This is a genomic window from Nocardia paucivorans NBRC 100373, assembly GCF_000308675.1.
In the GTDB taxonomy this organism is placed as follows: Bacteria; Actinomycetota; Actinomycetes; order Mycobacteriales; family Mycobacteriaceae; genus Nocardia; species Nocardia paucivorans.
On record NZ_BAGE01000053.1, the window covers coordinates 117,920 to 129,724 of the forward strand.

Here is an 11,805-nt window from a genome sequence, read left to right on the forward strand (position 1 = left end):
GAACCTGGACGAATTACACCGAGACCGAGCTTCCCGGCTCCGGTCGGTATGACGTGTAAGACTGACGTCGTGAACGGGGAGAACGAATCGGCCATCGACAGCGAACCGGAAGCCGCCGCTCGTCCCGAGCGGGGGGATGTGATCGGTGCCGGGATCATGTGGTTGGCCAAATGGTCGGTATGCGTGGTCGCGATCGCCGCCGGAGCGTGGGTGATCGGAAAGATCACCGCCATGCTGTGGGTCGTCCTGCTACCGGTCCTGATCGCCACCGTGGTCGCGACCGTGCTGTGGCCTCCGACGCGCACACTGGTTCGGGCCGGGCTGCGGCCGGGTCTGGCGGCCTCGTTGAGCGTGCTGGGGTTCCTGGCCGTACTGGCCGGAGTGATCGCATTGATCGTGCCGTCGGTAGTGGATCAGGTGCCCGCGCTGGCCGACAAGTCCACCGAAGGTATCAACACGGTACGCGACTGGTTGCAGGGTCCACCGCTGAACATCCGCGACGAACAGCTCAATTCGGCGGCCGAGGCGATTGTGTCGCGGCTGCAATCCAGTGCCGACCAGATCGCCTCGGGGGTGTTCACCGGCGTCAGTACCGCCACCTCGGCGTTGATTGCGATATTCCTGGTACTGATCCTCGCGTTCTTCTTCGTCAAGGACGGGCCGCGGTTCCTGCCGTGGCTGCATCAAATCGTCGGTAGCCGGGGCGGTCGGCATCTCGAAGAGGTGCTGGTCCGGGTGTGGTCGGTTCTCGGTGGTTTCATCCGCACCCAGGCGTTGGTCAGTCTGATCGACGCGGTATTGATCGGATTGGGACTGGTTATTCTCGGCGTGCCACTGGCATTGGTGCTGGCGGTGCTCACCTTCCTGGGTGGTTTCATCCCGATGGTCGGCGCGTTCGTGGCCGGAGCGTTGGCAGTATTGGTCGCACTGGTCGGCAATGGTTTCACCACCGCACTGATCGTGCTCGGCATTATCGTGGCGGTGCAGCAGCTGGAGGGCAATGTGCTGCAACCGATCCTGCAGAGCCGCAGTATGAACCTGCACGCGGTGGTCGTTCTGCTGTCCGTGACGGCCGGCGCCTCGCTGTACGGCATCACCGGGGCCTTCCTCGCGGTGCCCGTGGTGGCGGTGGTAGCGGTGGTGATCCGATATATCGGTGAGCAGATCGATCTCGTCACCGCTCCCCCACCCTCACCTCTCGTCGCGGACGCCGATAAGGACGAGTAACGCATCCAGGTGCAGTTCGAAGACCTGATCTCGATCGGTGAAGGTATCGACGCCGTACATATCGAAGACATCGAAGTTCACGGCGCCGAACAAGGCACACCATACGGTGAGCCCGCGGGCGAGCAGCCATTCGGGTAGATCGGGGGCGAATTCGTCACGGATACGAACGAAGTCCTCGGCCAATGGACCGGAGAGGGGGGTGATATCTCGGGGAGGGGTGAGCAGATGGCGTTGGTAGGCCTGTTCGAACAGGCGCAGCAGCGTGGCGATCACCCGGGTTCCGGGAACGACGGTGTGCTCTGCAGGCGCGTGGTAGCCGGGAACCGGGGTGCCGAACAGAAGCCCATACCAGGCGGGTTCGGCCAGGGCCCAGGCGCGTATGGCCCGGCCGGTGGCGCGAAAACGTTCGATCGGGTCGTCAGGGGCGGCGGCCACGGCGGCGTCGACGGCATCACCGAGGGTGTCGTAACCGTCCACGACGAGCATGGTGAGCAGTTCGTCACGGCTGCGGACGTAACGGTAGACGGCCGAGGACACCACGCCGAGTTCCCGGGCGACGGCACGTAACGACAGGGCCGTGGCGCCGTGGGTGGCCAGATGCTCGCGGGCTATGCGCTTGATATCGGCGAGGGTCTGGGCACGGGCACGAGCACGGGGGGTTGTCATGGTGTCAGCGTGGACCACAATAGAGAGCACTGTCAACAGTAGAGATCAGTGCTCTGCCGATACGAGGGGGATGAACCGGCCCGGATCCGAGCGGACCCTGACGCTTTCCGGGGGCGCAGACGACCGAGGCTACAGCGACCCCGAGGAAACGTCTTCCGAATCGTCGGTGGACGATGCCGCGGTACCTGCCTCGAGGTCACGTACCGCACGCTCGATCTCGTCGGCGAGGGTCGCACCCGCCACCTCCCAGGCGGCGGCCCGGAAGCGATCACGGAAACGACTCAGATCGACACCGAGCGCTTCACCTCCGTAGCTGGTACCGATCGCGTCTCGGAAGATGCCCACGATCTCATCGGCCAACCGAGCGATACGGGTACGGATCAGACCGCGCAGAGTTTCACTGAGCGCGACATCGGTGCCGACATCGTAGAGAATGAGGGCGCCATTGAGCATGGCACGGTCGGGGATGTGCCACAGGTCGCCGCGACGTTCGAGATAGCGGGCGGCGATGAGTTCGTCCAGAATCTCCGGACGCCGATCACCGAGCAGTTCGGACAGGGCGGCATCGTCGACGAGTTCCGACGGTTCGGTGGGGCGATCGGGGCGGCGGGGATCGAACACGGCGCGCCAATCGGCATCACCGGAACGGCCCTCGGCGGCGAGGACTTCGGCGATGGCATCCAAACGGAGCCCGCGAGCCTGTAGGGCGGCGATACCGCGTAGGCGCTCGAGATGTTCGTCCCCGTAGACGACGGCCTTTCCGGCACGTTTGGGCTTGGGTAGGAGGCCGAGCGAATGGTAGTAGCGGATGGTGCGCGCCGGAACCCCGCTGTGGTCGGCGAGTTGAGTGCGGCTGTATCGGGGCACGCGACCAGCATAGAGAGCCTGCATCCCCTTCGTTGACAGTTGACACTGTCGTCATTAGCGTAACGCGCGTCACCGTCGACCCGAGCCGAGGAGATGTGTCCGTATGTCCGAATCCCCGCAGGACTTCGATGTCCTCATCATCGGTTCCGGGTTCGGCGGAAGTGTCACGGCATTGCGGCTGGTGGAGAAGGGATACCGAGTGGGTGTCCTCGAGGCCGGTCGCCGCTTCGCCGATGACGAACTGCCGAAAACCAGCTGGAACCTGCGCAAGTTCCTGTGGGCGCCCAAACTGGGCTGCTATGGAATCCAACGGATCCACCCGCTGCGGAATGTGCTGATCCTCGGCGGGGCCGGTGTGGGTGGCGGTTCGTTGAACTACGCCAACACCTTGTACGTGCCGCCGGAACCGTTCTTCCAGGACGCGCAGTGGCGCGATATCACCGACTGGCGCGACGAGCTGAGCCCCTACTACGAGCAGGCGAAGCGAATGCTCGGCGTGGTGCAGAACCCGCATATGACCCCGGCCGACGAGATCTTCAAACAGGTCGCCGAGGACATGGGCGTCGGCGATACCTTCGTGCAGACCCCGGTCGGGGTGTTCTTCGGCGAACCCGGCAAGACCGTGGACGACCCCTATTTCGGCGGCGTGGGTCCATCTCGCACGGGCTGCGTCGAATGCGGTGACTGTATGGTCGGCTGCAAATACGGTGCCAAGAACACTTTGGTGAAGAACTATCTGTACCTCGCGGAACAGGCCGGGGCGCAGGTCATTCCGATGTCCACCGTCACCGAATTGCGTCCCCGCGACAATGGCGGCTGGGAGGTGACGGCGGTGCGCACCGGCGCCTGGTTCCGCAAGAATCCGACCGTTTACCGCGCCGACCAGGTGGTGCTGGCGGCGGGCACCCTGGGCACCCAACGACTGCTCCACGCCATGCGCGATCGCGGAGTGCTACCGGACCTGTCCGATCGGCTGGGCGTACTCACCCGCACCAACTCCGAATCCATCGTCGGCGCGGCCACCAAGAAGGTGGTGCCCGGCACCGATTTCACCAAGGGCGTGGCGATCACCTCGTCGATCCATCCGACCCCGGACACCCATATCGAACCGGTGCGCTACGGCAAGGGATCGAACGCCATGGGGTTGTTGCAGACTCTGATGGTCGACGGTGGGGGGCGGATCCCGCGGTGGCTGCGATTCCTCGGGCTCGTACTGCGGCATCCACTGACGCTGCTGCGTTTTCTGAGCGTGCGGAATTGGAGCGAGCGCACCATCATCTCGCTGGTCATGCAGCATCTGGACAATTCGATCACCACGTACACCAAACGCGGTCTGTTCGGCCGGAAGCTGACCAGCAGGCAGGGACACGGGCAACCGAATCCCACCTGGATTCCGGTCGGCAACGAGGTGACCCGTCGGGTGGCCGACCGAATCGGCGGTGTGGCCGGCGGGACCTGGGGAGAGGTATTCGATATACCGCTCACCGCGCACTTCCTGGGTGGTGCGGTGATCGGCGCCGACCGCGAGTCCGGGGTCATCGACGCCTACCACCGGGTATTCGGGTACCCGACCCTGAGCGTGGTCGACGGGGCGGCGGTCTCGGCGAATCTGGGGGTGAACCCGTCGCTGACCATTACCGCGCAGGCCGAACGGGCCGCCGCGTACTGGCCGAACAAGGGTGAAAAGGACAACCGTCCGCCGCAGGGAGAAGCGTATCGACGTATCGCGCCGGTCGCGCCGATACGTCCGGTGGTGCCGGCGTCGGCGCCCGCCGCGCTGCGGCTGCCGATCGTGCCGGTAGCGGCCCGGGATCGGGACGGAGCCGATACCGCGGGCTGAGTCCCGCGGTGGCGCTTCATCGGCCGGCGATACCGCGCATCCACTGCGCGGTATCGCCGGCCGATGCGGTATCAGTCCTTGAAGTAGACGATCTGGTGGGTGGTGGCGAGCAGGGCGCCGTCACTGCCCCACAAGTGACCGGACTGGTCGAAGTAGCCCCGGTTGAAACGGTGGGAACGGGCACGGGCCAGGACGAAATCGGCCCCTTGGAGGGCCAGTTGGTCGGCGTCGACGTGGAAGTAGACGGTGAGCGATATGGTGCCGGCCGGCATGTACCGACCACGGCGCAGAAAGATCCGCGGATAGAAGATATCCGCCATGGCGGTCAATGCCGGGAAGTCGAGCGGGCGGAGTGGACGATCGCGCACCCACAATGTCGACGTGGAGTCCGGACACTCGGCGGCCTCGGTCTCCGGCACGGCACCGTCCACGAACCGCATCTCGTAGTTGCGCGCCCAGTTGACGAACTCCGGGAAGCCGTGGGCGGGCAGGTCGTCGGGCATGGGGACCTGAGGCATGGGTTGTTCGGTATCCGACCAGGTGTCGCGGCGGATACCGAAGACTGCCGTGGCGGTGGTGGTGACGATACCGTCCTGGGTGAGTTCGAGCCGCCAGTGCTGATTGGTGCGGTTGGTGCGGACCGCGGCGGCATCGATCTCGAATTCCCCGTCGGCGATGGGGCCCGCGAAGTTTACGGTGAGGGCGAGTGGGTCACCGAATCGGTCGGGGTGTTCCTGGACGGCGCGGATCAGGGTCGCGGCGGTGGCGCCACCGAAGGGGCCGACCATATTCGCGTATTCGGCTCGGGTCCGCCCGAATGTCCTGCCGCCTTCGGCCCGAACCGGGGCGGTGGCGGTATCGAACGGATGGGGTGGGGCATCGATCTCGGTCACGAGCACTCCTGTGTGGGGTGATGCGTACAGTTTATAAGTATGACAACATACATAGGAACTACTGGCAACGAGGACAGGTGATGGCACGCCCCAAGAACCCGAGCGGACCCCGAGCCGCCATGATCGACAGCGCGATAGAGCTCATTCGACGACGCGGTGTCACCGCGACGTCGTTCTCCGACATCCTGGCCCATAGCGGCGCACCCCGGGGTTCGGTGTATCACCATTTCCCCGGCGGAAAGGCCCAACTCGTCACCGAGGCCACCCGACATGCCGCCGACCGTCTCGACCGGGCGCTGCGTCGAGCGCTGACGACATCGGACACCGTCGGTGCGCTGCGGGCGATGGCGCCGGTGTGGTGGCGCGGCCTGGAAGACGGTGAATACGCCGTCGGCTGCCCGATCGCGGCCGCCGCCCTGGGCGACGAGGACGATGCCCGAGCCGTCGCCGGTACGACATTCGAGCAGTGGTCGAAGCTGTTCGCCGATCGGCTGATCGCCGACGGCGTGCCGCCCCAGCGCGCGCACTCGCTGGCGGTACTCGTCATCAGCGGTATCGAGGGAGCGTTGGTGCTGGCCCGGGCGCAGCGCAGTCCGGCACCGATCGACACGGCCGTGGAGGAACTGGGGGAACTGTGCCGCAATGCGGTCGAAGCGGCGCGAACGGTGCCAAAGCGCTGAACGGGACGGTGTTTCAGTCCTCGACCGGACGGGTCTTTATGGCGTCATGGGAGATGTAGACGTCGTATTCGCCGGGGGTGGCGATCACGGCATTGCCGTAGGCGGAACGCACGAAGGGTTCGGTGTACCACCGTCCTTCGTTCATATCCGCGAAGAAGTCACGGTCACCACCGTTGAGGAAGATATGGTTCTGTCCGGTCGCGATACCGTCGAGACGCTGCCCGTACAGCCGGGACACCTGGTAACCCGAATGGAAGCCGAGGGCGTTCACCCACGGGTGCAGTTCGACGATCTGCGCCTGTAACACCCATAGATCACCTTCGACCTCGTACTCGCTGCGCTTCGCTTCCCCGTCCTCGTAGAGAGTTAGCTCCACGCGCAGCAGATGCTCTCGATCGTCCACCGGGGTGACGATCACATGGGCGGCCTTGACCTCACCGCTCAATCCGAGATAGGCCTGCAGAAGAGTGGCGATCCACAACAGGACCGCCGCCACCACCAGCAGCACCAGACCACCGGCGCCGCGGGTGAGCAGCGCGCGCATACCGGCCCGACGAATGCCGATTACCGCCCATACGATCAGGGCCACCGCGCCGGCGATCACGAGGATCAGCCCGATCTGCAACAACCCGAAGTCCACCGGGAAACTCATATCCGAGATATACCCGCCCGGCCCCGGTCGAGGCGAGGAAATGGGCGGCTCCCTTCCCTGTTCACTCTTCGAAACCCCACCGCAGAACAAGGCTCGTCTCGTAAGTTGGGCGTAGACAGATCGGAGGGTGAAGTGGGAACAGACGTGGTCGATGCCGACTATGTGATCGTCGGAGCGGGATCGGCGGGCGCGGTGGTGGCGAATCGGCTCAGCGCGGACCCGGCGCGTTCGGTGGTACTGCTGGAAGCGGGTCCTCCGGACAAGGACAAGTTCATCCACATTCCGGCGGGGTTCTCGAAACTGTTCCGCACCCGACACGATTGGGACTATCTGACCGAACCGCAACCGGAACTGAACAATCGGTCGATCTACTGGCCGCGCGGCAAGATGCTCGGCGGTTCGTCGTCGATGAACGCCATGATGTGGGTGCGTGGTTTTCAGGCCGACTACGAGGAATGGGCGCAAGCGGCCGGCCCGGAATGGGGATTCGAGGCCGCGGTCCGACAGTTCCGCCGAATCGAACGCGTCGAGGGCGCACAATATCCCGACCAAGGAACCAACGGACCGCTGCACATCTCCCGACAGCGCAGCCCACGCGCGAGCACCGCGGCATATCTGCGCGCGGTGGCCGAATGCGGCTACACGGTGGAGCCGCCGAACCGTCCACGACCCGAAGGTTTCAGCCAGACCATGGTGACCCAACGTGGCGGGCGCCGGTGGAGCACCGCCGACGGCTACCTGCGGCCGGCCGCCGCACGGGCGAACCTCACGATCCGGTCGGAAACGATCGCGACACGAGTCCTCTTCGACGGCGATCGCGCGATCGGTGTCGAGTACCGCCAGGGCGACACCACCCATACCGTCACGGCCCGCCGGGAAGTGGTGCTGTGTGGTGGAGCGATCAACAGCCCGCAACTGCTCATGCTCTCCGGTATCGGCGACCGGGACGAACTGGCCCGCCACGGTATCGCCGTGGTGCACCACAGCCCCGAGGTCGGGGCGAACCTCCAGGACCACCTCGTGGCGGGACTGGGCTACTCGGTGGAATCCGATTCGCTGTTCGACGCGGAGAAACCCCGGCAACTGCTGAACTATCTGCTGCGTCATCGCGGGATGCTCACCTCGAATGTCGGTGAGGCGTATGGGTTCATCCGCAGCCGAGACGATTTGGAACTGCCCGATCTGGAGTTGGTGTACGCTCCGGCGCCGTTCTATTACGAAGGCCTGCAAGACCCCACCGCACACGGCGTGATCCTGGCGACCGTGCTACTGCGGCCGCACAGCCGCGGACGAATCTCCCTGGCCTCGGCCGACCCACTCGCCAAACCGGTGATCGATCCCCGATACCTGTCCGACCCCGAGGGGAGCGACCGGGCCGCGATGTTGGCCGGGCTGCGGGCCTGCGCGCAACTGGCCGAGGCACCCGCGATGAAGGAGATCCTGGGCCCACTGTGCTATCCGCCGAACGCGCCGGAAGAGCTCGAGGAGACTCTGGCCACCACACTGAACGGATACGCCCACACCCTCTACCATCCGGCGGGTACCTGCCGAATGGGCTCGGACCCCGACAGCGTGGTCGATCCGGAGCTACGGGTTCGCGGTGTGCAGGGATTGCGGGTGGCCGACGCCTCGATCATGCCGGTGCTGGTACGCGGGCACACCCATGCACCAAGCGTATTCATCGGCGAACAGGCCGCCGATTTCCTCACCCGGTAGCAACTTTCTCACCTGCTCTCCGCCGCGCATGTCCGGCAGAGGGAGCAGGTCGCGGCCCGGTACGGCGCGCCGATGCCGTCGGCAGCACAGCGAGCATTGCGTACGAGCCGATCCGCGACTACGGAGGACGTCGGCGATCGGCCGCGGAGCAGCGGGCCATACTCGTCGAAACCGAGCCCCGCTCCGCCGGCGTCCATATCCTCGGACCGACCTCTCGAGTCGCTGCGGCGAGTTCGCCCGAGCGGCTCATACATCGAGTGTGTCGGCCAGCGTCGGCCAGGCGCGTCGTAGTTGTTCCTCGAAATCGGGCCAGGCGTGGATACCTTCGGGCAGATACTCGACGGTGGCCGGTATACCCAGTTCGGCCAGGCGGGCGGCGAACAGGTCGGTACACAACTTGGCGCCTGCCTCCAGAACGGTTCCCGCGCCGAGGATGGGCGCCAGCATCTCCGGGTGTTCGCCCACCGCGAGTAGATCCGCACGGCCGACCGCCCCACTGGCCACCGATACGTAGATTCGGGTGCCGCGCAGGGCTTCCGCCCCCAATACACTGTCGTGGGCAGCCCACTCCGGTGACGAGGGCGGCCCCCAGAGATTCAGCGGGTTCCCGCCTCGGGAGGCAACGGTCATACCGATAACCGCCTGCCCCAACCGGTCCACGGTGGAGTAACAACCACTCAAACCGACAACTCCCCGGTAGAAACCCGGGTGACGCTGCGTCAGCATCATCGCGGCCTGGGCCCCCATGGACACTCCCGCGATGGCACGACGGCCGGTGGATTGCAGATAGGACTCCACGATGGGCGGGAGTTCCTCGGTGAGGAAGGTTTCCCAACGGTTCAACCCCAGTACAGCATCGACATGGACCCAGTCGGTGTACATACTGGCGGTGCCGCCGGTGGTGAGGACCACGTCGACCGGTTTGTCGGCGAAGAATTCGGCGGCGTCACCCCTGGTCAGCCATCCGGAGGTCTCTCCCCCGTCCACTCCGTCCAACAGGTACAGCGTCGGTCGCGGCGCCGAACCGGTGCCGATGAGGGTATCGACGGCGATAACCCGCTGCATGGCCGCCGAGGCGATGTGCAGCCGGATGCGTCGGGGGCCGAGTACTTCGATTCGGGTCGGAGACATCCCCGGTTGCGGTGTCTGCGTCACCGGGAATCCGGGTGTTCTCGACGGTTCCGCACTCGCGGGGGCCCGCCATCCCGGTTGCGCTGTCACCACTGCCACCATGGCCACCAACGCGGACAGGGTCACCGACCATCGTCGCCGTGGTTTCCTCGAACCGGTTTTCACGCCCTTCATGACTACCGGACGGTAATAACGCCGCGGCCGCAATACTGTCGATCCGCGAGACCTCCGGGGAGATCATCAGCCCATCCACATCCCGTTGGGGTGCATCACAATCCGATAACGACGATGGGATATCGATTACTTTCTTTCCAGCACCGTCTGCACACCACTACGACGCTCACATCTCGAGTGAATCCGAGAAGAACAACTCGATCCGCTCGTCGGGTTCGAGCAGATCGTTTACCGTCGCACCCCGGCGGACAGGCCCCTACCGACATGCAGGTGGGCATATCCTCAGGAACGGGGTTCGACCCCGAAAGGCCGATCCAGCACCCGCGGCTGCCTGCGCCGCAGCGCCGTCAGCAGGCCCACCGTGTGCTCGGGCGGAGCGGCGTGCACCGACAGCTGATTGGCGACCGCGCGATAGGCGTCGAGGTCGGCGCGTTTGTCCAGATACAACGCGCCCGTGAGTTGTTGCAGATAGACGATATCGGGCAGATCGGGTTCGGCGAACCGCAGATAGGTGAACGCACCGTCGGCCACGGCCGGCCCGCCGACATGATCCGCCAGGACCTGTACGGTGATGTGCGGCTCGCGCGCGGCCGTCAACAGCGCATCGATCTGCTCGCCCCATACCCGAGATCCACCGATCCGTCGGGCCAGGGCCGTCTCCTCCACGATCAGCCACACATGCGGCGGGTCCGGTCGGGTCAGGATGTGCTGCCGCCGCATCCGCAGGGCGACACGCCGTTCGATCGCCTCCTCCGATTCGTTCGGATGCGCCAGGGTGAGCAGCGCCCGTGCGTATTCGGCGGTCTGTAGCAGCTCGGGCACGGCACGCGGTTCGTAACAGCGGATCATCTGCGCCGCCTGCTCCAGCCCCAGATACATATCGAACCATTTGGGTAGCCAGTCATTGTCGCGATGCCACCACCCCGAGGTGTTCGCCTGCTTCGCGAGTTCGACAAATGCCTCGAGCTCGTCCTCGTCGGTCACACCGTACAGCCGAAGCAGATCCAGCAGATCACGCTCCCGAATACTGGTGCGCCCCAATTCCAACCGACTGATCTTGGAATCCGAGCCACGAATATGCGCGCCCGCATCCTCCCGACTGATCCCGCACGCCTCTCGCAATCGCCGCAACCGGCCACCGAGCACCATACGCAGGACCGTGGGCCCGCCATCCACCGCGGCGCGTGCGCCGGTCGACCTACCTGCCGACGCATCCACTTCCGACACCACCCGCATTCTCGAAGCGCCCATTATTCGAGTTTCGCATGGCACGCATACCGAAAGTCAAACGAAACCGGTTTACTTCCAACGGCATTCGCGCCGAGCGGAGATAAAAGGTCCGCGATCCCGAGCAACCACACCCACTTCCGCAACCCTACAGCGACCCGCCATTCGAGGGGCGGCATCGGACGGATCGGCACGGGTGGACGACCACATCATCCGCCGCTCATACCGACGGCCGCAGCACCGGAAGATCTCGAGCGACCATGTGAAACAACCGCTTTTGGTATACCACAGACGACCTGGCCGGATACCGTATCCGGCGCGCGTCGCGCTGGTGATCGACACCCACGCAATCGGCAGCGGACCTGTGACTTGTCCAGGGAGCGGACGGGAGCATGTTCCCCCCAGTGGCGGGACTCTACCGTTACGAATACCGGTGTCCATGCGGACACCGCGGGAAGGGAGACGGGGCCATGGACGCCGCATCGAGCATCGCCCACAACCGTGGGGTCGGTGCCGTCGACACCGACAACGACATCCCCACCCGGCGCGTATGCGTCTACTTCGAGGGCACGACCCCCGAGGACGCCCTGGTTCTCGAATACGCGGCCACCGATACCGAGGCCTGGGAGTTCACCTCCGCCGCACTACATGCCGGACTCGCCGTCACCGTCGACGGGCAGGTACGGCCGGGATTGCGACGTCTGCCATGCCATACGCTGTGGCGCTGACACG

At 65.2% G+C, this 11,805-nt stretch carries 11 protein-coding genes; 5 read left to right on the plus strand and 6 right to left on the minus strand.

Annotated features, from left to right (window positions below; translation table 11 throughout):
- Positions 1–48: 48 nt before the first annotated feature.
- Positions 49–1,227, plus strand: coding sequence for an AI-2E family transporter (locus ON32_RS19800; protein WP_083874665.1), 1,179 nt, complete (start codon positions 49–51; stop codon positions 1,225–1,227).
- Here ON32_RS19800 and ON32_RS19805 read toward each other — a convergent pair.
- The gene (locus ON32_RS19805) at positions 1,192–1,893 is read right to left on the minus strand and encodes a TetR/AcrR family transcriptional regulator (RefSeq protein ID WP_040792461.1); all 702 of its coding nucleotides are present in this window, start codon (positions 1,891–1,893) and stop codon (positions 1,192–1,194) included. The genes ON32_RS19800 and ON32_RS19805 overlap by 36 nt on opposite strands.
- A gap of 129 nt (positions 1,894–2,022) precedes the next feature.
- Positions 2,023–2,760, minus strand: coding sequence for a MerR family transcriptional regulator (locus ON32_RS19810; protein WP_051133479.1), 738 nt, complete (start codon positions 2,758–2,760; stop codon positions 2,023–2,025).
- Positions 2,761–2,863: 103 nt separating this feature from the next.
- Here ON32_RS19810 and ON32_RS19815 point away from each other — a divergent pair, with 103 nt between their 5' ends.
- A complete protein-coding gene (locus ON32_RS19815) occupies positions 2,864–4,600 on the plus strand; it encodes a GMC family oxidoreductase N-terminal domain-containing protein (RefSeq protein ID WP_040792462.1) in 1,737 nt (578 codons plus the stop codon).
- 71 nt (positions 4,601–4,671) lie between these two features.
- Here the strand turns inward: ON32_RS19815 and ON32_RS19820 are convergent, their stop codons facing one another.
- On the minus strand, positions 4,672–5,493 hold the full coding sequence (locus ON32_RS19820; protein WP_040792601.1) for an acyl-CoA thioesterase: 822 nt from the start codon (positions 5,491–5,493) through the stop codon (positions 4,672–4,674).
- Positions 5,494–5,573: 80 nt separating this feature from the next.
- Here ON32_RS19820 and ON32_RS19825 point away from each other — a divergent pair, with 80 nt between their 5' ends.
- Positions 5,574–6,173, plus strand: a complete 600-nt coding sequence (locus tag ON32_RS19825; protein WP_040792463.1) for a TetR/AcrR family transcriptional regulator — start codon at positions 5,574–5,576, stop codon at positions 6,171–6,173.
- Between the two features lie 13 nt (positions 6,174–6,186).
- On the opposite strand, the gene ON32_RS19830 is transcribed toward ON32_RS19825, so the two are convergent.
- The gene (locus ON32_RS19830) at positions 6,187–6,825 is read right to left on the minus strand and encodes a hypothetical protein (RefSeq protein ID WP_040792464.1); all 639 of its coding nucleotides are present in this window, start codon (positions 6,823–6,825) and stop codon (positions 6,187–6,189) included.
- Between the two features lie 132 nt (positions 6,826–6,957).
- Here ON32_RS19830 and ON32_RS19835 point away from each other — a divergent pair, with 132 nt between their 5' ends.
- A complete protein-coding gene (locus ON32_RS19835) occupies positions 6,958–8,541 on the plus strand; it encodes a GMC family oxidoreductase (RefSeq protein WP_040792465.1) in 1,584 nt (527 codons plus the stop codon).
- Positions 8,542–8,787: 246 nt separating this feature from the next.
- On the opposite strand, the gene ON32_RS19840 is transcribed toward ON32_RS19835, so the two are convergent.
- Together ON32_RS19840 and ON32_RS19845 are read right to left on the minus strand one after the other, a co-directional pair.
- Positions 8,788–9,798, minus strand: a complete 1,011-nt coding sequence (locus ON32_RS19840) for an alpha/beta hydrolase (protein ID WP_040792466.1) — start codon at positions 9,796–9,798, stop codon at positions 8,788–8,790.
- A 330-nt stretch (positions 9,799–10,128) separates the two neighbouring features.
- On the minus strand, positions 10,129–11,097 hold the full coding sequence (locus ON32_RS19845) for a Sco1979 family transcriptional regulator (RefSeq protein WP_505775518.1): 969 nt from the start codon (positions 11,095–11,097) through the stop codon (positions 10,129–10,131).
- 446 nt (positions 11,098–11,543) lie between these two features.
- Between ON32_RS19845 and ON32_RS19850 the strand changes: the two genes are divergently transcribed.
- The gene (locus tag ON32_RS19850; protein WP_040792467.1) at positions 11,544–11,801 is read left to right on the plus strand and encodes a hypothetical protein; all 258 of its coding nucleotides are present in this window, start codon (positions 11,544–11,546) and stop codon (positions 11,799–11,801) included.
- Positions 11,802–11,805 lie beyond the last annotated feature (4 nt).